18 protein-coding genes are annotated in these 20,033 nt (G+C 65.8%); 12 read left to right on the forward strand and 6 right to left on the reverse strand.

Annotation, left to right across the window (positions count from 1 at the left end):
- The first annotated feature begins 182 nt into the window (after positions 1 to 182).
- On the forward strand, positions 183 to 2,309 hold the full coding sequence (locus ACZ46K_RS28755) for an NAD(P)/FAD-dependent oxidoreductase (RefSeq protein ID WP_132475409.1): 2,127 nt from the start codon (positions 183 to 185) through the stop codon (positions 2,307 to 2,309).
- Between the two features lie 65 nt (positions 2,310 to 2,374).
- On the opposite strand, the gene bluB is transcribed toward ACZ46K_RS28755, so the two are convergent.
- The 4 genes from bluB to ACZ46K_RS28775 all read right to left on the reverse strand — a co-directional run bounded on the left by bluB (position 2,375) and on the right by ACZ46K_RS28775 (position 6,164).
- Positions 2,375 to 3,046: a 5,6-dimethylbenzimidazole synthase gene (gene bluB / locus ACZ46K_RS28760; protein ID WP_132475406.1), complete on the reverse strand. Its 672-nt coding sequence runs from the start codon at positions 3,044 to 3,046 to the stop codon at positions 2,375 to 2,377.
- 38 nt (positions 3,047 to 3,084) lie between these two features.
- Complete coding sequence (locus ACZ46K_RS28765; protein WP_054719685.1) at positions 3,085 to 3,579, reverse strand: glutathione peroxidase; 495 nt, start codon at positions 3,577 to 3,579, stop codon at positions 3,085 to 3,087.
- Positions 3,580 to 3,679: 100 nt separating this feature from the next.
- A complete protein-coding gene (locus ACZ46K_RS28770; RefSeq protein ID WP_241997453.1) occupies positions 3,680 to 4,267 on the reverse strand; it encodes an HD domain-containing protein in 588 nt (195 codons plus the stop codon).
- 208 nt (positions 4,268 to 4,475) lie between these two features.
- On the reverse strand, positions 4,476 to 6,164 hold the full coding sequence (locus ACZ46K_RS28775; protein WP_132475403.1) for a class I adenylate-forming enzyme family protein: 1,689 nt from the start codon (positions 6,162 to 6,164) through the stop codon (positions 4,476 to 4,478).
- Positions 6,165 to 6,436: 272 nt separating this feature from the next.
- On the opposite strand from ACZ46K_RS28775, the gene ACZ46K_RS28780 reads away from it, so the two are divergent.
- The 6 genes from ACZ46K_RS28780 (at position 6,437) to ACZ46K_RS28805 (ending at position 12,740) form a co-directional block, all read left to right on the forward strand.
- Positions 6,437 to 7,273, forward strand: a complete 837-nt coding sequence (locus ACZ46K_RS28780) for an alpha/beta fold hydrolase (RefSeq protein WP_054719589.1) — start codon at positions 6,437 to 6,439, stop codon at positions 7,271 to 7,273.
- A gap of 32 nt (positions 7,274 to 7,305) precedes the next feature.
- On the forward strand, positions 7,306 to 8,469 hold the full coding sequence (locus ACZ46K_RS28785; RefSeq protein WP_132475400.1) for an acyl-CoA dehydrogenase family protein: 1,164 nt from the start codon (positions 7,306 to 7,308) through the stop codon (positions 8,467 to 8,469).
- Positions 8,470 to 8,485: 16 nt separating this feature from the next.
- Positions 8,486 to 9,367, forward strand: a complete 882-nt coding sequence (locus ACZ46K_RS28790; RefSeq protein ID WP_132475397.1) for a VOC family protein — start codon at positions 8,486 to 8,488, stop codon at positions 9,365 to 9,367.
- A complete protein-coding gene (locus ACZ46K_RS28795; RefSeq protein WP_158289211.1) occupies positions 9,364 to 10,830 on the forward strand; it encodes an MFS transporter in 1,467 nt (488 codons plus the stop codon). The genes ACZ46K_RS28790 and ACZ46K_RS28795 overlap by 4 nt, the downstream gene beginning before the upstream one ends.
- A gap of 56 nt (positions 10,831 to 10,886) precedes the next feature.
- Positions 10,887 to 11,816, forward strand: coding sequence for a 2-hydroxyacid dehydrogenase (locus ACZ46K_RS28800; protein WP_464746118.1), 930 nt, complete (start codon positions 10,887 to 10,889; stop codon positions 11,814 to 11,816).
- 180 nt (positions 11,817 to 11,996) lie between these two features.
- Positions 11,997 to 12,740 carry a FadR/GntR family transcriptional regulator gene (locus ACZ46K_RS28805; RefSeq protein WP_464749500.1) on the forward strand — a complete coding sequence of 248 codons (744 nt, stop codon included), beginning with the start codon at positions 11,997 to 11,999 and terminating at the stop codon, positions 12,738 to 12,740.
- A gap of 39 nt (positions 12,741 to 12,779) precedes the next feature.
- Here the strand turns inward: ACZ46K_RS28805 and ACZ46K_RS28810 are convergent, their stop codons facing one another.
- Positions 12,780 to 14,030, reverse strand: a complete 1,251-nt coding sequence (locus ACZ46K_RS28810) for an amidohydrolase family protein (protein WP_054810437.1) — start codon at positions 14,028 to 14,030, stop codon at positions 12,780 to 12,782.
- A gap of 82 nt (positions 14,031 to 14,112) precedes the next feature.
- Positions 14,113 to 14,856: a class II aldolase/adducin family protein gene (locus tag ACZ46K_RS28815; protein ID WP_054716787.1), complete on the reverse strand. Its 744-nt coding sequence runs from the start codon at positions 14,854 to 14,856 to the stop codon at positions 14,113 to 14,115.
- A gap of 514 nt (positions 14,857 to 15,370) precedes the next feature.
- On the opposite strand from ACZ46K_RS28815, the gene ACZ46K_RS28820 reads away from it, so the two are divergent.
- From ACZ46K_RS28820 to ACZ46K_RS28840, 5 genes are read left to right on the forward strand one after another with little or no spacing between them, the layout of a single operon-like run.
- Entirely contained in the window at positions 15,371 to 16,738 is a 1,368-nt protein-coding gene (locus tag ACZ46K_RS28820) for an MFS transporter (protein ID WP_241997451.1), read from the forward strand.
- Positions 16,739 to 16,795: 57 nt separating this feature from the next.
- Complete coding sequence (locus tag ACZ46K_RS28825; protein WP_054716780.1) at positions 16,796 to 17,419, forward strand: HD domain-containing protein; 624 nt, start codon at positions 16,796 to 16,798, stop codon at positions 17,417 to 17,419.
- A 40-nt stretch (positions 17,420 to 17,459) separates the two neighbouring features.
- Positions 17,460 to 17,717, forward strand: a complete 258-nt coding sequence (locus ACZ46K_RS28830) for a hypothetical protein (RefSeq protein ID WP_464746120.1) — start codon at positions 17,460 to 17,462, stop codon at positions 17,715 to 17,717.
- On the forward strand, positions 17,714 to 19,213 hold the full coding sequence (locus ACZ46K_RS28835; protein WP_464746122.1) for an LLM class flavin-dependent oxidoreductase: 1,500 nt from the start codon (positions 17,714 to 17,716) through the stop codon (positions 19,211 to 19,213). Before ACZ46K_RS28830 ends, ACZ46K_RS28835 begins: the two co-directional genes overlap by 4 nt.
- The gene (locus tag ACZ46K_RS28840) at positions 19,207 to 20,001 is read left to right on the forward strand and encodes a hypothetical protein (protein WP_132475385.1); all 795 of its coding nucleotides are present in this window, start codon (positions 19,207 to 19,209) and stop codon (positions 19,999 to 20,001) included. The genes ACZ46K_RS28835 and ACZ46K_RS28840 overlap by 7 nt, the downstream gene beginning before the upstream one ends.
- The last annotated feature ends 32 nt before the right edge of the window (positions 20,002 to 20,033 follow it).

A 20,033-nucleotide genomic window follows, 5' to 3' on the forward strand; every position in this document is an offset into this window, starting at 1 on the left:
CGGAAACCGTCGGGGGCTTGAAAACCGGCACAACATGTACTCGCCGGTCGGCACACTGAACGGACACCCCGCAGGCGGGTTCAGAAGCGTACCCGTATCGCCGCTCCGGCGGTGAGTGATCGACATCTCGTTCATCGAGACCGGGCGCCCCGGGGTTCCTGTCCTGGGAATAGCTTCTTTGCGTGACGAACCGGCTTCAGACGTACCCCAGCTTGCTCTCCCCCGGCACCATCGGCCCCATGTCGCTCGACAACCGGGTGGTACTACCCGCGATGGACATGAACCTCTGCGAGGACGGCGAGATCGAGCAGGGCGACATCGATCATTTCGTCGCTCGCGCCGCCGGGGGAACCGGGCTGATCATCACCGGGTGCTGCGCCGTTGCGTACCCCGCGGGCTGTACCAGCATGAAAGAGCCCGGACTGTCCGAGGACCGGTTCATCCCCGGAATCAAAGCGCTCGCCGACGCAGTTCACGAGGCCGGCAGCAAGCTGTGTGTACAGATGACGCACCACGGCAAGGTCGCACGTATCGACACAATTCAGGATCGGCCCCAGCTGGTTCCCAGCACGCCGAAGCCGCCGAGCGACATGAGCGCGTTCATCGACAACACCCCCGAAGAGCTGAAGAAGATGGCTGCCATCTCCGGCGGCAAGAAGGCCACGTATCACGAAGCCACCACGGAAGACCTGGAGTGGCTGGTTCGCATGTTCGCCGAGGCTGCGGGACGCGTGAGGACCGCCGGTGGCGATGCGGTCGAGATCCACGTCGCCCACAACTACGTTCTCGGGGGTTTCCTGAGCCGATACTCGAACCAGCGCACCGACGAGTACGGCGGGTCGCTGGAGAATCGGGCACGGCTGACGGTCGAGGTGATCCGCGCGGTCAAGGCCGAGGTCGGCGACGACCTCGCCGTCATCGTGCGTCTGGCCGGACAGGAGTACGGCGAAACCGACGGTCTCACCATCGAGGAATCCGCCGCCGCCGCCGTCATGTTCGAGCAAGCAGGCGCGGACGCCATCCACGTCACGGGCACCGCACTCAACGCGTTCGCGAACTTCACCGACGGCCCGCTGCCGAACAAGGTCGGTTTCTACACGGACAACGCGTCGGTCATCAAACGTGGGGTGTCGATCCCGGTCATCACGGTCGGACGCATGCTGCCCGAGGTCGGCGAGAAGATGATCGCCGAGGGTCACACCGATTTCGTTGCGATGGGCCGCCAGTTGCTCGCCGACCCGCAGCTCGTGAACAAGCTCGAGACGGGCCGCACCGAGCAGATCCGCCCGTGTATCAACTGCTACGTGTGCGTCCAGGAGAACTTCTGGGATGCCACACCGATCTGCGCCGTCAACCCCACGCTCGGCAACGAAACGTTGATGCCGTTCGTCCGGAGCGCCACGTCCAAGCACGTCGTGGTCATCGGCGCCGGACCGGGCGGTCTCGAGGCGGCACGGGTCGCCACCGAACGCGGACACCGCGTGACGGTCCTCGACAAGGCGGACCGACTGGGCGGCACGATGTGGTTCTCCAGCCTGACCACCCCCGACAACGGACGCATGCTGAAGTGGCAGGCCCAGGAAGTCACCCGGCTCGGCATCGACGTGCGCCTGAACACGGAGGCGACCGCGGCATCCGTGCGTGCGCTGAACCCGGATGTGGTGATCGTCGCGACCGGCGCAGTGCGAGAGCGTCCGACCGTTCCCGGCGGCGACCTGCCGCACGTGCACACCGGCGACAGCATGCGTGCGCTCATGACAGGCACGGGCGACGTCTCCGACCAGGCACTGTTCCTACGCATCATGGGCAAGCTCGGCAAACTGGCAGGCATCACCACCAGCGCCGAACGGATCCGCAGCCTCAGCACCCGGTTCCTGAAGTTCCTGCCGATGGCCAAGGACGTCGTCGTGATCGGCGGCTCGCTCGTCGGACTCGAGCTGGCAGAGTTCATGGCCGAACGCGGTAGCCGCGTGACGCTGCTCGCCGAAGGTCAGCAGCTCGGCGTTCCGATGGCCATGCCGCGCAGGTGGACCGCCGCGAAGCACGCTCGTGAAATCGGTGTGCAGGTGCACCGCAACGCCACCGTGGAGCGGATCACCCCGAAGACCGTGGAGTTCACCGTCGACGGCGAGACGAAATCTGCTCGCGCGAGCATGGTGATCGTCGCGTCCGGTGTCTCTGCTGCGGCACCGTTGGCCGACCAGCTCGCGGACTCCGGTCTCGACGTGCGGGTCGTCGGCGACGCAGGCAGCGTCGACTACATCGAAGGCGCCATCCACACGGCGTGGAAGGTCGCTACCGAACTCTGACAGGTCCGGATATACGTAGGCGGCCGCCGACATGGGATGTCGGCGGCCGCCTGCGTATCGGGATGTCAGGCGTCGGCGGTGTCCTGTTCGAGTGCGGTGCCGGCGACCGTGTCACGGTGCACGGCGTCGGTGAGCGGGCGCCCGGTACGCCATCCGAACCGTTCCAGATCGGGGACCTCCTGCAATGCGGTCACCGGCCCGACGCACAGCCACGCGATGGGGCGCACCGGGCCGGACACACCGACGAAGTCGGCGAGAAAGGGCTCGTCGTAGAACGACACCCAGCCGACACCGAGTCCCTCCGCGGTCGCGGCAAGCCAGAGATTCTGGATCGCGAGCACCGCAGAGAACAGGCCTGATTCGTCGATCGTGTGGCGGCCGAGGATGTGCTTGCCGCCGCGCTCCGGGTCGTAGGTGACGACGATGCCCGTGCCCGATTCGACGATGCCCTCGACCTTGATCGGGTCGAAGGTGCCCTTGCGGTCCTCCGGCAACGAGTCGGCGAAGGCCTGGCGGCACCCGGCCACATGCGCGGCGAACTGCTCGAGGCGCTGCGTGTCCTGCACAACCACGAAGTCCCAGGGCTGCGTGTTGCCGACGCTCGGTGCGTGGTGCGCGGCCCCGAGGACGCGCCACAGCACGTCCTCCGGAATCACGTCACCGCTGAACTCGGCGCGCACGTCGCGGCGCATGCGGATGATGTCGTACAACGCGTCGCGCGCGTCGGTGGAAAACATATCTCTGGTGCTCTGTTCTCGTGCTGTGTCGATCGGGATCAGGCCGGAAGGATCTCTTCGAGCGCGTCGATCACTTCGGGTGCGTCGGGCTCGGTGCGGGGACGGAAACGGTTCACGACGGTCCCGTCGGGCGCGATCAGGAACTTCTCGAAGTTCCACTGGATGTCGCCGGCTTCACCGCTCGCGTCGGCCTGCTTCGTGAGCTCAGCGTACAGCGGGTGCCGGTTCTCGCCGTTGACCTCGATCTTCTCGAGCAGCGGGAACGTGACCCCGTAGGTGGTGGAGCAGAACTCCTGGATCTCCTCGGCTGTGCCCGGTTCCTGACCCATGAACTGGTTGCACGGGACGCCGATGACAAACAGGCCGCGATCGGCGTACTCGGTCGCGAGCTGCTCGAGCACGGTGTATTGCGGTGTCAGACCGCACTTGGAAGCAACGTTGACGACGAGCAGCGCGTGGCCGTCGTACGCGCCGAGGCTGGTGGGTTCACCCGAGAGGGTGTTGATTGCGATGTTCTGCAGAGGCGTGGTCATACGACCAAGTTAGCGTGCCCATCTACACTGCTCCCTCAGGCGCGTAGAACCACCGTCTTCCGGTAGCCGAGCAACGGCAATGCGCGGGTGTCGATCAGGATCAGTCCGAGCCGAACCCTGACGCCGAACGGGTGAACACCTCACGCAACATCGGCACGAAGTGATCGATCGGCAAGGTCTCGTAGCCTGGGTCGAAGGACACCTGGTCCCACTCGGCACAGAAGTGGGCGCAGGTGTCGAAATACGGTGAACCGCGGAATTTTTCGCGTGCATCGGTATCGAGGCCGAGCCGGTCCCAGTAGTGGTAACCCTGGAAGATTCCGTGGTGTTGCACAACCCATGTCGATTCCGCATCCAAGTATGGACGGACGATCGACGCCGCCAGCTCCGCGTGGTTCGCCGGCGCCATCGCGTCGCCGACGTCGTGCAGCAGCGCGGCGACGATCAGATCGGTTCTGGCCCCTTCACGGTACGCCCTCGACGCGGTCTGCAGCGAGTGCTCGTAACGGTCGACCTGATAGCCGAGCGTCGGCCCTTTGAGCGAGTCGAGCAGGTCGACCATGGTGTCGACCAGGCGATCGTTGAGGAACTTCTTCGACTCGGTGAAGATGAGTGCGATGTCCTCCTTGGTGGACTCGTCCATTCTGGTGAAGCCGACCACACGGTTCGGCTGGTCGATCTCGGTCACGCGGACCTCCTTTTCACTGGCGGATACAGAATCGGGACCCGCGGGCGTGCTGCCTTCCTACCGGCGCAGCAGCACTGGAACAACGATATTCCCTCTCAGCGGGCCGAGCTCACACGGCGACCGATCGCCGACACCGGTATGTGGGCGCCGGTCGCCGATCGGCGACCGCGGAACGACACGACACCACCACGCGCGGTGGCGGCCGAACTCATCCCTGCGCCCCTCGCCCTACCGGATCGAGGAGACCGACACCGGCCGCGACCTCGAGCTCACCCGCGGCAAGCGCCGCCAGAGCCAGGTCCCGGACCTGTCCCTTGGCCAGTTTGCCTCCTGAGGACCGGGGCAGCTCGTCGACTACGAGCAGGTACTCGGGCAGATACTCCTTGGTCATCCCGTGCTCGATCAGATGCGCGGCCAGACCGGGCAGTGTCAGCCGGGCAGCGGAACTTCCGCTGACGGCGACGCAGACCCGCTCGCCGAAGACGTGGTCCGGAAGTCCTACGGCCACCGACATTTCGACATCCGGATGGGTTTCGACCTCTCGCTCCACGTGGGCGGCCGAGATGTTCTTCCCCCCTCGGATGATGATCTCGGCCTTGCGGCCCACGACGGTGAGGTAGCCGCCGTCGTCGATGGTGACCAGATCTCCCATGAGCAGCGCGCCGTCCGGTGCGTAGAGCGCGTCGTTGGCCGCCGGGTCGTCGTAGTACCCCATGCTCAGGAGCGGTCCCGTGCCGCCAGGCTGCCCCGGCCCGCCACTTGCGGTGATGTCCCGTCCCTCGTCGTCGTACAGCCGGACGGTCATCGAGGGCACCATCCGGCCCGCGGTCGTCAGCCGCTTCTCCCGTGGGTCCTTCGTCGTCGTGTAGCTGAACGCGCCGCTCTCGTTGGATCCGAAGAACTGCAGCACGGTGGCGCCGGTCCGGTCCTCGAACCTCGCGGCGTCCCGGTACGGCACCGCTTCGCCGCCGGTGAACATGACTTTCAAGGACGACAGATCGACCTGTTCCGCCAGATCCGAGGCGAGCAGCATGCGGAATTGCGTACTGACACAGAACAGGACAGTCGCCCGCTCCTCTGCGATCTTCCGCACCATCTCGTCGGCGGTGAAGCGGGGCAGCAGCACGGCGGGCGCCCCGAGCATCGCCGGTGCGAAGTGGCTCGTCCACAGTCCGAAGCCGAAGGGGGCCGGGACCGCCGCGAGGAATACCTCGTCGTGGCCGAGTTCGCCGGCTTCGACAGCCAGTTGGGAGAAGTGCATCCAGCGGTTCTGGAACTGCACCACACACTTGGGCAGGCCGGTGGTCCCCGAAGTGGAATTCAGCATCGAGACCTCGTCCGGACCGAGGGCGCGCGGACGCACCAGGTCGTCCGGGGCGAACTCGACCGGGACCTCACGCCAGCGTCCGGCGTCGAGCCGACGGAGCGCCTGCACCCGCCCGGCCCCGACGACGAGGTGCGCGCGAACGGGCAGCCCGGCCGCGTGCACGAGTTGCCCGAGTTGCTCGATGTCGCGGCCCCGGTCATCCGCCCTCGTGATCAGCGCGACCGCACCGGAACGACCGAGCAGGTGCGTGATCTCGGCGTCGCCGGCACGTGCGCCGATGCCCATCGCCACGAGACCGGCTCGCTCGGTCCCCACCAACGCGGCATGCACATCCGCAGTGTCCGGGAGGAGCACCCCGACGCGACCCCCGGGCTCGATTCCTGCGCCCACCAGTGCCGCCGCGATGGTGTCGGCATAGGTGTCGTAGTCAAGCCAGCTCGTCCGGTCCGTGCCGGCGACAAACGCCGGCGCCGCGGGAATCCTCCTCGCGTGGTCGGCGACGACCTCACCGAGCGAACGCGTACCCCACCAGCCGGCCTGCCTGTAGCGTGCAGCCGCCGCGATGTCCATCACTGCCTCCCGGGCCCGAATTCATGATCGTGTCGGCCATCACAGACGGCCCGAACACATACGGTAGCGCCAAAACAGCGGTTGATCAATCAATTGATTGGGAAATATCAACCGTTCGCTTGATCGGGGCGGCAACAGCCGTTACCGTACCCCTCGTACGTGACTCGCCTCACACGGCCTGGCCGGCTGAGACCGAGCCCACTTCCTCGTGGACCTCGGCCCCGGCTTCGTCGGGACGAAATGCACTCGCCGCAAGAGAGAGATCGGATCGCATGGAAACCCTCGACTACGACGCCACGACGCACGGACCGTCGGCCACCGACAAGCTGCACTTCCACGAGGCCGGTGAAGGTCATCCCCTCGTACTGCTGCACGGGTCGGGGCCAGGAGTCTCCGGCTGGTCAAATTTCTCGAAGAACCTGCCGGTTTTCGCGCGTAATTTCCGCACCATCGTTGTCGACATGCCCGGTTTCGGTGCGAGCCCGGATATCGAGTACGACCGTCCGTACCCCGAACTCGCCGCGGAGTCGATGGTCACGCTGCTCGACGACCTCGGCATCGAAAAGGCCCACGTTCTCGGCAATTCCATGGGCGGATGGGTCGCGCTCGAAACGGCGGCGATCGCACCCGAACGCGTCGAGCGACTGGTGTTGATGGGTCCCGGCGGCCTGTACGCACCGCTGCTCGGACCGATGATGAGCGAGGGCGCCCGGCGTTTGAACGCGTTTCTCGTCGACCCCAGCCGCGAAGCGCTCGAGGCCTGGGTGGACTCAATGGTCTACGACCCGGCGACGATCACACCTCAGTTGCTCGAGGAACGCTGGAACAACGCCACCGCGCCCCGGGCCATCGAGCGGATGCGCGCGGTCATGGCGTCGCTGGCCCTGCCCGGCAAGGCGCCGTTGTGGGCACGCACCGACGAGATCCCGCACCGGACCCTGGTCACCTGGGGCCGCGACGACCGCATGCTACCCCCGGACGGCGCCCTGTTCGCGCTTCGCCGCATGCCCAAGGCGGACCTGCACATTCTCGGCGAATGCGGGCACTGGGCCCAAGTCGAACGCAAGCACGACTTCGAGTCGCTCACGACCGATTTCCTCACCCGCTGATTCCCCCTCTGGCACCGAAGGAGTTTTCCCACATGAAGTTCCGGCACGACGCACTGGACACCGCCCTCGCTGCAGGCGACCGCCTGAAGGCACTCGAAACCGAATGTACCGAAGAGCGCCGACTCTCGGCGGACACCGCGAAGATCCTGCGAGACGCGGGCATCATGCGACTCATCCAACCCAAGCGTTACGGAGGGTTCGAGGCCGATCCGGGTGTCTTCAACACCGCGATGTACGAGCTCGCGCGGCTGTCGAGCTCTGCGGGCTGGGTCACCGGTGTCGTCGGCGTCCACTCCTGGCACCTGGGCCTGTTCCCGGATCGAGCCCAGAAGGACGTGTGGGGAGAGAATCCCGACGCGTGGATCAGTTCGTCCTACAGTCCGGCCGGCACCGCCAAAATTGTGCCGGGCGGCTACGAACTGACCGGACGGTGGGGATTCTCGTCGGGCAGTGACCACTGCGACTGGGTCTTCCTGGGCGCAATGGTCACCGACGAGCAGGGGCAGCGCACCGGGCAGCACATCCATCTGCTGCTGCCCCGCGCCGACTACACGATCGACGACGTCTGGTTCATGTCCGGCCTCGCCGGTACCGGCAGCAACGACATCGTCGTCGACGGCGCATTCGTGCCCGAACATCGCACGCACGACGTCGTCGATCTCTATTCGCAGCGCTATCCCGGAAACGAGGTGAACACCACCGGACTCTTCCGGCTGCCCTGGTACACCCTGTTCGTCAATGCCGTCGCGGTGCCGTTGATCGGCATGGCCCGCCGGGTGATCGACGAAGCGGTCTCGATTCACAAGTCTCGCTTGGCGGTCGACGCGTCCAAGATGCCGCACGCGGCCACGCTGGCACGCCTGACCGTGGCAGACTTCGAGGTCGACACCGCGTACCGGACCCTGCAGGCCGACCTCGCCGACGCCTTCGGTGCTGTCGAGCGCGGCGAGCCGGTCACGATGACGATGCGTCAGCGCACCAAACGCGATCACATCGCGGCCGTCGGACTGGCGGTCTCGGCTGCGGACAAGGCATACCAGGTGGGTGGGCCACGGTCGATCGCGCTGTCGAGTGCCCTGCAATCGGTCTGGCGCGACGTCCATGCCGGCCAGCATCATGCCATCAACCTGCCGGACATCGTCAATTTCGAGTACGGCCGGTACCTGCTCACCGGCGAACCCGGCAACCTCTACTGAATTCGAGGAGTACGCAATGCCTGTCCTTTCCCTGGGATACCTACGCCTCAACGTCGAGTCGGCGGAGCGGTGGAATCCCTTCGTCCGCGATTTCATCGGCATGATGCCGGTCGACGGCCCGTTGCCGGACTCACTGCACTACCGCATGGACCACTACCCGCCGCGACTGGTAGTCACCGAGTCTGCCGTACCAGGACTGGACGCCGTCGGCTTCGAGGTCCTGAACCGTTCCGATCTGAAAGACCTGGTATCCCGTGTCGAGTCCGCGGGCATCGAGACCCGCGCCGGCACCGCCGAGGAGTGCGCCCTGCGGCAGGTCACGGGCTTCGCCGCGTTCGACGATCCGTCCGGCAATCGGGTGGAACTGTTCTACGGGCCGGTGCTGAGCCACCGGCGTGTGGAGCTTCCGCACCTGTCCGGCTTCGTCACGGGCGATCAGGGCATGGGACACGTCATCCTCAATTGTGTCGACACCGAAGCGACCTACGAATTCTACGTAGGGGTACTGGGATTCGCCGAACGCAACTCGCTCGCGTTGCCCGGCGGCACCAGTTACTTCCTCGGCTGCAACGCTCGCCAGCACACGCTAGGACTCAATCCTGCTGCGGGCCCTGCGCTGCTCCACTTCATGGTGGAGACCGTCGACCTCGACGACATGGGCAAGGCTCTCGATCGCGCCCACGATCTCGAAGTCCCGATGATGCAGTCGCTGGGCAAGCATACCAACGACCGGATGCTCTCGTTCTACACCTATTCCCCCGACGGTCACGCCACCGAGATCGGATGGGGTGGTGAACGAATCGAAGACGCGGCCCCCACCTACCGGATCACCGAGGGCGCGGTGTGGGGCCACCGGTACACGCCGCCGCCGGCCGGAGCGAAGGGACTCCCGCAGTGACAGGCACCGTCGACGGCGGAGTGCCGGTGGGCGGCACCGCCGCCGTCGCGGAGGACCCTCACCGGTGGACGCCACGGCTCGTCACGATCCTGATCGTCCTGATCCTCGTCAGTGAGATCATCCCGGTGTCCGCGGTCCTCGCGGGTACCGCGTTGCCTACCATCTCGGCCGAGTACGCGACCACTCAGGCCGGCTGGACCATGACGATCGCGTTCCTCACCGCGAGCATCGCGATGCCGTTGGTGGGCAAACTCGCCGACATGTACGGCAAGAAGCGCCTGTTGATGGTCGTGCTCGCGATCACCGTCGTCGGCTCCCTGCTGTCCGCGGTCGCGTCGAGTTTCCCGATGTTCCTGCTCGGCCGCGCGCTGCAGGGTGCGATCTTCTCGGTCGCGTTCCTCTGCTATTCGCTGATCCGAGACGTCTTCCCCGAGAAGATCGTGCCGTTCGCGGTCAGTGTCACCGTGACCGGTACCGGTATCGTCGTCGTGCTGCAGCCGTTCCTCGCGGGCTGGCTCATCGACAATCACGGTGTTTCGGGCGCCTTCTGGTTCGTCACCGTCCTCACGGCGGTACTGGCGGGCGCCGCTCTGCTCATGGTGCCGGAATCCCCGGTGCGGTCCTCGGATTCGCGTCCCGACTTAATGGGTGCGCTCCTGCTGGGCAGCTCGGTCGCGGCCGTCCTGGTCGCGGTGAGCTCGGCGCCGCAGTGGGGCTGGACCAGCGCCGGAACTCTCGGTCTGCTGGCGGTGGGGTGCGCGCTGTTCGCGGCCTGGATCGTGCAGGCGGGCCACGCCCCCGAACCGCTGGTCGATCTGCGGAAACTGCGACGTCCGGCGCTGCTGTACACGGTGCTCGCGTCGGGCCTGGTGTACGGCGTCGGCACCACGACCAGCTCGATCCTCGCGATCATGGCCATGACGCCTCGCGAGGCCGGCGGCGACTACGGATTCGGCATGACGGCCAGTGAGTTCGCGATCTTCGGCGTGATCAACGGAATCGGCATCGTCGGCGGCGGACTGATCGTCGGACTCACCGTGCGGCGACACGGAGCGAAGGTGCACATGGTAGCGGCGGCCGTCGCCATCGCGGTCGGCGCGCTGACGATGGGCCTCGGACGCGGCGACGAACTGCTCGTGCTCACCGCGACCGCACTGGCCCATCTCGGTGTTGGACTGGCCGGCGCCGCGATACCGAATCTCGTCATCGCGGCGGTGCCGCCTGACCATCAGGTGGTCAGCGCCAGCCTCACCGAGGTGAGCCGCACCCTGATGGCAGGTATCGGCACAACCGTGGTGTTCGTGGTGCTCAATGCGAACATTCAGGCGATGGCCGGCGGAAGGCCGGTGTACGAGGGCATCGGGTTCCAGTGGGCGTACGCGTTGATCGCCACATGCGCAGTGCTCGGTGGCCTGGCGGCGACACGACTGCCCGGAAGAACCGGTGAACCATCGACGGCCTGATCCCTGCGCCGCACCGGCACAGCCCGCACCGCCCGCCCCACCGGGTCCTGATTCTCATGGAGGATCCGGCGGTCGAGCGGGCGGTGCGGACCGCCGTCGGCGATGCCGGCTCCGTTCTCGTACCCGCCGTCCGGACCGCGGAGGAAGTGCGGGCCCTGCTGCCGGACGCCGACATCGTCGTTGCGGACTGGAGTGGGCAGCTGCCGCTCGGTGCCGCCGAGGCCGCGGTGGGCGGACACCTGCAGCTGATCCAGCAGCCCGGCGTCGGCATCTCCTTCATCGACGTCGATTCCTGGACCGAAGTCGGTGTACCCGTTGCCAATACACCCGGTGGTAACGCCGCTTCGGTCGCGGAGTGGGTGGTCGCGGCAACAGCCGACCTGTGTCGTTCGATCAGGTGGTCCGACGCCGAGATGCGTGCCGGACGGTGGCCGCAGGCGTCGATCCTGCAACGCGAGTGTCGTGACCTCGGCGAACGCCGGGTCGGGCTCGTCGGCTTCGGCGACATCAACCGGCGCTGCGGCGCGCTCTTCCAGGCATTCGGATGTGACGTCGTATACACCTCGCGGCACCCCGACCCCGGTTCTCCGCTGCGACACCGGCCGCTCGATGACCTCCTCGCGCGCTCGGACGTGCTCGTGGTCGCAGTCCCGCTCACCGCACAGACCCACAGGTTGATCGCCGCACCGGAGCTGGCGCTGCTACCACCGGAATCCTTGGTGGTCAACGTTGCTCGCGGTCCGGTCGTCGACGAGGCTGCGCTCGCCGCTGCAATTCGCTCCGGATCCGTGGCCGGGGCCGCGCTGGATGTCTTTGCGCGCGAACCGCTCGAGTCCGACAGTGCGCTGTTCGAGCTGGACAATGTCCTGCTGAGCCCGCATGTCGCCGGTGGTAGTTCGACGGCCCGTCGACGTATGTACGAGATGACTGCGGCCAATGTCGCACGGGTGTGCCGCGACGAACTGCCGCTATGGACGCTAGGGTGATTCGCTTCCGACCCGCGGGAACGGCTCGATAGGTTGCAGGCCAAGTTCAGTAAATTTGGTAACTTTATACTCATGGACTCCCGAGATCGGAAGGATGCGGCGGCAGTGCCCGCACACGCACAAGACCGGAAGTCGCCAGTCTCCGACCCGGGCAGCCTGCGCTGGCGGCGACTCGCCGAGATGGTGGCAGACCAGATCCGCGAGCGGATCTTGCGCGGCGATCTGAACGAGGGCGACCTCCTGCCGAAGGAAGCCGAACTGCGCGAGCAGTACCCGGTCAACGTCCAGTCCCTACGTGAGGCCCTGCGCATTCTCGAGGCCGAGGGTCTCGTCCGTGTCCGCCGCGGTAACCGGGGCGGAGCCGTCGTGCACCGGCCCACCCCCGGAAACGTTGCCTACAGCCTCTCGATGGTGCTCGCGATGTCGGGAACGGACATCGACGACGTCGGTCGCGCGCTGCACGAGGTCGAGCCGATGTGCGCGGCGCTGTGCGCGGAACGCGGAGACCGTGCCACCGAGGTGGTTCCGGTTCTGCGCGCCCTGCACGAGGAATCACTGTCGAAAGTCGACGATCTTGTTGCCGCGACCGCACTCTCGCGACGGTTTCACGAATCCGTGGTGAAGCTGTGCGGAAACCGGTCGTTGATCGTGCTGGCTGGAGCCCTCGAGGCCCTGTGGTCGAGCCACGTCACGGATTGGGCAAGCGAGCGAGCGGACCCGGAACGGATTCCGCCGGCAGAACGGACCCAGGCGCTGGCCGTACACGGCCAGATCCTGCAGTGCATCGAGGACGGCGACGCCGCATCGGCGCGGGTGATCGCGGCCCGGCATCTCCGGGATGTACAAACCTATCCGCACGACCCGGACCGACCTGCGGTCTCGCTCGATCCCGCGGTCGCGCGGGACCGCCTGTTCTTCGGCTGAGCGGGCCCGACCGGAAGGCCGGACCCGCCCAGCACTCGGTCAGAAGCTGTTCGGATCGTCGATCACGCTCTGCGGCACTGGATGCCGGTACAGCTTGGATGCGTTCTCCCATGTGATCTTGCGTAGCTCGTCGGCAGAGAGTCCCTTCATGGACTCACTGACGACCTCCATGGTCCGGGGCCACAGGCTGTCGCTGTGCGGGTAGTCCTCCTCCAGCAGGATGTGGTCGATCCCGATCCGGTCACGCAGAACCATCGTCGACGGATCCTCCACGGCGCAGAACCAGAAGTTCCGCTTCAGCACGTCCGCTGGGGAGATGTCGATGCCTTCCCATGTGCCGTACATCGACGAGTAGGTGTTCATGTGATCGAGACGGTCGAGAAGTGCAGGAACCCAACCGATTCCACCTTCCGACATTACGATCTTGATATTCGGGAAGCGCACCGGGATCTTCGAGAACAACCAGTCGACGGTCGCGAACATGGCATAGCCGAAGAACAACGTGCCGGACACATCAGGCGGAGCGTCCTCCGATGTACTCGGCGACGTGCTGGACGAGCCGATGTGCAGGTTGATGACGGTCTCGGTCTCCTCGCACGCCCGCATGATCGGGTCCCAGTGACCCGAGTGCACGGACGGCAGCCCGAGGGCGTGGGGACCCTCGGAGAAGGTCACCGCCTTGAAGCCCCGCTCGGCGTTGCGGTAGATCTCCTGCGCACCGATCTCGGGGTCGAGGAAATACGGGATCTGGCAGGGGATGATCCGGTCCGGATACGGGCCCGCCCATCCCTCGAGGTGCCAGTCGTTGTAGGCGCGCGTCGCAGCAAGCGCCAGTTCCTGGTCATTGGTGCTCAGCTGTAGACGCTGGCCGGCGAATCCGGGGAGGAACGACGGGAAGTTCAGGGACGCATACACACCCGAGAGGTTCATGTCCTTGACACGGTGGTGGATGTCCCACGAACCACGGCGCATATCCTCGAAGCGCTGCGGGTCGAAACCCCACTCGTCGACCGGGCGTCCGACGACCGCATTGAAGCCGACGTTCGGGATCTCCTTACCGTCGTACACCCAGATATCCGCGCCGTCGCGGTGGATGACCTTGGGTGCTCGGTCGGCGAGCTTCGCCGGCAGACGACCTTCGAACGCGTCCTTGGGCTCGACGATGTGATCATCGACGGAGATGAAGGGGAAAGGCCGGTGCGCCCTCTCCGGTTCGGGCAGGAAGGTCACCTTTCCCTTGACGTTCTGGGTGAAGTCGGTGTTGTGGATCAGTTCGTCGAGATTGGCCATCTCGCACGCTCCTCAATTGTCGGGGGTCGGCGAATCCGGCTGCGTTACCTACGCAGCCGCAAATTTTGGGGTATGGAAGTCTTCAGTCGAGAACGTCGAGGTCGGTCCGGAGCAGCTTGCGCACGGCGCCGGCCCAGTAGACACCGGCCGCTCGCTCGACGAGCGCCTTCTGCATCGCGACTCGAATGCTCTTCTCGATCGGCAGTGGGTCCTTGCCGAGCAGCAGGATGTCGTACGCCAGCCGGCAGAACCGGTCGATCGAGGCTGCGCGGTAGACCGCGAGTTCGATCGTGTCGGCGGTGGTGATGATGCCGTGGCTGGCGAGGATGACGTTGTTGCGGTCGCCGATCTGGTCGGCGAGACCCCGACCGAGCTCGGCGTCGTTGATCTCACCGTCGTACTCGTCGACCAGGGACAGGTCGTCGTCGTACAGACTGCCGGTCTGGTGCGCGATCATCGGCAGAACACCGACAGCGGCCAGCACGGTCACGTAGTACGGGTGGTTGTGGATGACCACCCGGGCGTCCGGACGACGCCGGTGCAGTTCGGTGTGGATGTGGTAAGCGGGCGTGACATCCCACTTGCCCTCGATCACAGCACCGTTCGCGTCCACACGGCACACATCGGAAGCCGCGACCTCGTCCCACCACAGCCCCCACGGGTTGATCAGGAGGCTGTCGTCGTCCCGATCGGCCCAGGTGATGTGGCCGGCCATGTTTTCACTGAAGCCGTCGCGCGCCAGAATCCGGAACGCGCAGGCGAGTTTCTGCTCGTTGTTGAGATCGACCCCGATCGGAGGCGTGGCACGCGGTCGCCACTCACCCATCGAATCCGGACCACCTTCAATGGCCGTCGATTCGTCGTACACGGTCACAGCGCCTCCATGGGGTGAGATTGGGGTCACAGATTCGGACGTGTCGGAACTCTATCTTACAAAAGATACTGATGTAAGCCCTCGCACCGGGGAACCCCACGCCGTCGACGAACAGCACCCAGCCCCGCACCCGCGACCACCGACCGGCCCCCAGGTCCCCCGATCTGCACACATACCGTGCAGCCCGAGTCGTCAGAGATGCACATCGCGCATCCCACGTCCCGCATAGCCAGCCAAACGCTTGATTGACATATTTTGCGGATCGCCCTAAATTTGTGATGCTCGCCATACAGCGCGCAGTCCTCCGTGTTCTCGTGCCCCTCGTCCCGATTCCGAATCGGGCAGGAGCAGAAAACCGAGGAACCTCACACGACGGCACCGGGTCCCCTCCAACAACCGTCCAGCGCTGAGACTGCTCCGCCCTTCCCACTGCCCCACCGCACCCCTCCCGACAAGGAGAACCGGCATGACCGCCTCACCAACACAGAACGATCCTGCGGAGAGTCCGACGCCGGCGATCCGATCCCGGGTCAAGGGCCGGGCTCGGATGATTCTGGCCGTCAATATGGGAAACACGTTGGAGTGGTTCGACTGGACCGTGTTCGCGATTTTCGCGGTCTACTTCTCCAACCAGTTCTTTCACTCGACCAACGAGGTGTCGAACCTGTTGTCGACGATGGCGGTGTTCGCGGTCGGGTTCGTCATGCGCCCGATCGGCGGCCTGATCTTCGGGTTGGTCGCCGATCGGCGCGGACGGAAATTCGTCATGGTGCTGACCATGACACTGGTCGCAGCATCGAGTGTCCTGATCGCGATCGCGCCCACCTACGAGCGGATCGGCGTGTTCGCGTCGCTGTGGCTGCTCGTCGTCCGCTGCATCCAGGGCGTAGCACACGGCGGTGAGCAGGGCGGGTCATACACCTATATCGCCGAGGTGGCGCGGCCCGACAACCGCGCACTGTGGGGTACCACGGTCATCATGTCCACCGTCGGAGGAACGGTGCTCGCCACCCTCCTCGGCGCGGTGATGCGTACCGCGATCGACTCCCAGGCGATGGCCGACTGGGGCTGGCGCATCCCGTTCCTGATCGGCGGTGCGCTCGGATTCTTCGCGCTCTACCTGCGTCGCGGCCTCGAGGAATCCGCAGCTTTCGCCGACCAGGCCGCGAGCACCGGGACACCGTCGTCGGCACGCTCCGCGCTCCGCGACATCTGGGCGCAGCGGACCTCGATCCTGCGCGTCGTTCTCCTCGTCGGCGGCACATCGGTCTTCTCGTACACCTGGTCGGTCAACGCTCCCGCGTACGCCATCAGCTTCCACCACGTGAACGACAAACTTGCGATGTGGGCCGGCGTGGTCGCCAACATCGTCTTCATCCTCGCTCTCCCACTCGCGGCACTCCTCGCCGACCGATTCGGACGTCGTCCCAACAACATCGCGTGGGGACTGCTGGTGGCCTTGCTCGCCTTCCCCCTGTCGGGCATGCTCGACGGTTCGGCTCTCACCCTGGTCGTGGCGATGTCCCTGGCGCTCGTCATCCAGGCGCTCGCGGCCAGTACACAGGTCGCCTGGTTCGCCGAATTGTTCTCCACGAAGTCCCGCGCCGCAGGTACGGGAATCGCGGTGTCGCTCGCGGCTGCGATCTTCGGAGGTACCGCGCCGTACCTCAATTCGTGGCTGACCTCCCGCGGTACGCCGGACCTGTTCACCTGGTACGTCATCGTGCTCGCACTGGCTGTTGCCGCCGCCGCCTACTTCACCCAGGAGACCAAAGGCCTCGCCCTCACCGCGGTGACGGACACACCGAGCGAAACCAGTGTCAGCCCGGGCTGACTGCCGGGCCCGACGCATCGACCAACGAGACCGAGACCGAGACCGAAAGAAGCTGACATGGTTGACAACACCCGTACCGTCGAATTCTCCCGGATGGACGACGCCACCGCCGCGGAGATGGAACTGATCCGGGACGAGGCCGCGGTCCATCGTCGCGACCACTGGCTCGCGACGGTTGTGCGTCTGCTCGAGTCGATGAAGGGCTACACCTTCGGTTACCGCGTCGATCGCTACGAGCACTCGTTGCAGTCCGCGACCCGTGCACACCGGGAAGGTGCCCGCGTCGATCTCGTGGTGGCCGCCCTCCTACACGACATCGGCGACGATCTCTGCCCGGACAATCACAGCGAGGTCGCTGCCGCGATCCTGCGGCCGGTGCTCGACGACGAGGCGGTGTGGATCGTCAAACACCACGGTGTCTTCCAGACCTACCATTACGGCGACAAGCTCGGGATTCCGACCGACAGTCGTGACCGGTATCGAGACTCCCCCTACTTCGACACCTGCGCCCACTTCTGCGGAGCATGGGACCAGGAGTCGTTCGACCCCGACTACGACACCGAACCACTCGAGTTCTTCATGCCGATGCTCGAGGAGGTCTTCTCCCGCCCACCGCGCACGTGGGGGGATCAGGACCTGGTGTGGTCGAAAGAGGTCTCCGGGGACCCGCAGTCCGAGTAACTCCGCACACCCGCCACCCCCGCACAGGAGGAACCAGTCCATGAGTTCGATCGACGCGGCGACTGCACGGCAGTACGTCGAGTCGGGTTGGTGGGGCATCGACCCGCTGCACGAGATCGTGCAGGTACAAGCCGTTGCCACTCCCGAGCGCTCCGACACATCGGACCGAAGGCTGAACACATCCGGCCGTCGACCAGCTGCTCCGCGCTCGTCGGGCGGCAAGTTCGGCAGGCGCGATATCCGCCGGGTGGCGCTCGAATCCGTAACGGCCGCATCACCGAATGTGATCGCGTCGTGACCAGGGTCAAGACCGTCGACGTCTTTACGTGCCGGGAAATCCTTCGGATCCGGTCCGGAATCGAACAGTACGCGCCCCCGGACGGATTCGGCGAGTACTACTGGTCCGAACTGCTCAGGGACTGTGCCGAATCCGACGCTCTCGAGGCCACCTGGGCGCACTACCGCACAAAGACACGGCCGTTGGCCCCCGCAGACATTCTCGGGGAGGTCGAGTCGAGACGCGCACCGCGGGTGGCGATGGTTGCAAGGGTCGCCGATCGGCTGCTCGACGAACGCACACAGTTCGGCTGGACCTCCGAGCAGCTCACCCAGTGGCAAACCACCTTCGAAACCGAGATCGGTAGAGGGGCCGACATCGAGGACGCGCGCGACTGCGCGGATGTCGACGTGTGCGGCGCCGCCGATTCAGGCGACAACGCCGCCGCAGAGATCGTGCCTTCGATGGCCCTGCCCCTCCCGCCGCTGACTGAGCCCAGCCACTTCATTCATTCGACCACACCGACGGACAGGACACCGCTTTTCGTGAAGCTCGGACTCTTCCTCGACATGCGCAACCCGACCCGATGGGAACGCCCCCGCGCTGAGCACTACGGTGCGATGCTCGATCGGGTTGCCTGGGCCGAGCAACTCGGCGCAAATTCGGTGTGGCTGACAGAGCACCACTTCTTCGAGGACGGCTACCTACCGCAACCGCTCACCCTCGCCGCCGCGATCGCCGCCCGAACCGAGCGCATCAGGATCGGCACGGCCGTCCTGCTCGCGCCCCACCGCCATCCCGTCCACATCGCGGAAGAGGCCGCGCTCGTAGACCTGGTCTCGGGCGGGCGACTCGAACTCGGGCTCGGCGCCGGGTGGTCCTCAGAGGAATTCGACGCATTCGGATCGGACTTTCGCACCCGCTACGACGTCACCGACACAGTGTTCGCCGCGGTGCGGAATCTACTGTCGGATGGCGGTGTCACGCCGGGACCGGCGCAGGCACCGGTGCCGATGTGGCTCGGATATCAGGGGCCCCGCGGCGCCGCCCGGGCCGGACGTCTCGGAGCCGGACTACTCTCGCTCGACCCGGCTCTGTCGGCGCCGTACCTCACCGGTCTCGAGGAGGGCGGCCACGGCGCGGGCGCGGCCCGCCGCGGTGGCATGCTCAACATCATTGTGGCCGATGATCCCGAGGCGACTACAAGACGACTGATCCCGCATTTCGCACACCAACAGGCAACATATGCGAGCAGGCGTGGTGATGTGCGCAGCGCCACCGATCTGGAGATCGAGTTGATCGCCGAATTCGATCTGACGGGGGCGGTGCCGGGGCTGACCGTCGCCACACCCGAGGTGGCGGCCCATGAGATCCGTCTCCGAACTCATTCCATGCCAGTGGAGCACGTCTATCTGTGGGCCGGGCTCCCGGGGATGCCCGACGCGCTGGTCGACCGCCACGTGGAACTGCTATTCACCCGGGTCGCGCCGGCACTCGCCGAGGCAGCACAATGCTAGGCCGCAAGGTGTTCTTCTCGTTCACCCAGGTGGTAGACCCGACTTCGCACGCGGAGTACAACGCTTGGCACCAGCTCGACCATCGGCCCGAAAATCTGGCTCTGGACGGTGTCGTCCACGGCGAGCGGTGGGTGCACAGCCCGGACTGCGCAGAATCCACCCGGACCTGCGAAGCGCTCGACGGAGTGCACTACGTCAACAGTTACTGGTTCCGGGACCCCGTCGACGAGAGCCTCGCCCAATGGCAAGACCTCGCGGTCCGGACGTTCCAAATGGGACGGCGACCCGATGTCCGCCTCAGTCGGCGTCTGGTGATGGGCACCTTCATGCCGGTCAAGGGCTACGTGAGCCCGCGTTGCCTGGTCAGCGCGGACGCGCTGCCGATGCGTCCGAACCGGGGAATCTCGCTGGTCGCGACTCGGGTCCAGGACCCCAACGGCAGTGTGAGCGAGCAGTTCTTTGCCAGGCAGGACCGCGAAGTAATACCGGCCCTGCTGGAATGCGAGGAGGTCGCCGGGGTGTGGACCTTCTCGAGCTACAGCACCACACTCGACGTGGGACGCGATTCGGACGACGGGGTCACGTTCGCAGAGGACGACCGCACTTCATCGGGTCAGGTGCGGATCGTGATGGTGTTTCTCGACGGAGACCCAGCCCTGTATCTGGCCGATCGGGCACGGCGCGGGATCGAGCTCGAGCCGAAACCGCTCGAACAAGGCTTCGAACTCTTGTTCGCCGGGGTACTACGCAACATCGAGCCTTGGAACTGGACATGGTTCGACTCGTGAGAAGGCAGTTCCCCGCATCACACCCCTACCGG

The sequence above is a fragment of the Rhodococcus sp. JCM 9793 genome (assembly GCF_055380405.1).

Coding starts and splice junctions, on each gene's coding strand:
- bluB (WP_132475406.1), bottom strand. CDS start 3,046: ATGTTTTCCACCGACGCGCGCGACGCGTTGTACGACATCATCCGCATG.
- ACZ46K_RS28765 (WP_054719685.1), bottom strand. CDS start 3,579: ATGACCACGCCTCTGCAGAACATCGCAATCAACACCCTCTCGGGTGAA.
- ACZ46K_RS28775 (WP_132475403.1), bottom strand. CDS start 6,164: ATGGACATCGCGGCGGCTGCACGCTACAGGCAGGCCGGCTGGTGGGGT.
- ACZ46K_RS28780 (WP_054719589.1), top strand. CDS start 6,437: ATGGAAACCCTCGACTACGACGCCACGACGCACGGACCGTCGGCCACC.
- ACZ46K_RS28785 (WP_132475400.1), top strand. CDS start 7,306: ATGAAGTTCCGGCACGACGCACTGGACACCGCCCTCGCTGCAGGCGAC.
- ACZ46K_RS28790 (WP_132475397.1), top strand. CDS start 8,486: ATGCCTGTCCTTTCCCTGGGATACCTACGCCTCAACGTCGAGTCGGCG.
- ACZ46K_RS28800 (WP_464746118.1), top strand. CDS start 10,887: ATGGAGGATCCGGCGGTCGAGCGGGCGGTGCGGACCGCCGTCGGCGAT.
- ACZ46K_RS28805 (WP_464749500.1), top strand. CDS start 11,997: ATGGTGGCAGACCAGATCCGCGAGCGGATCTTGCGCGGCGATCTGAAC.
- ACZ46K_RS28810 (WP_054810437.1), bottom strand. CDS start 14,030: ATGGCCAATCTCGACGAACTGATCCACAACACCGACTTCACCCAGAAC.
- ACZ46K_RS28815 (WP_054716787.1), bottom strand. CDS start 14,856: ATGGGTGAGTGGCGACCGCGTGCCACGCCTCCGATCGGGGTCGATCTC.
- ACZ46K_RS28820 (WP_241997451.1), top strand. CDS start 15,371: ATGACCGCCTCACCAACACAGAACGATCCTGCGGAGAGTCCGACGCCG.
- ACZ46K_RS28825 (WP_054716780.1), top strand. CDS start 16,796: ATGGTTGACAACACCCGTACCGTCGAATTCTCCCGGATGGACGACGCC.
- ACZ46K_RS28830 (WP_464746120.1), top strand. CDS start 17,460: ATGAGTTCGATCGACGCGGCGACTGCACGGCAGTACGTCGAGTCGGGT.
- ACZ46K_RS28840 (WP_132475385.1), top strand. CDS start 19,207: ATGCTAGGCCGCAAGGTGTTCTTCTCGTTCACCCAGGTGGTAGACCCG.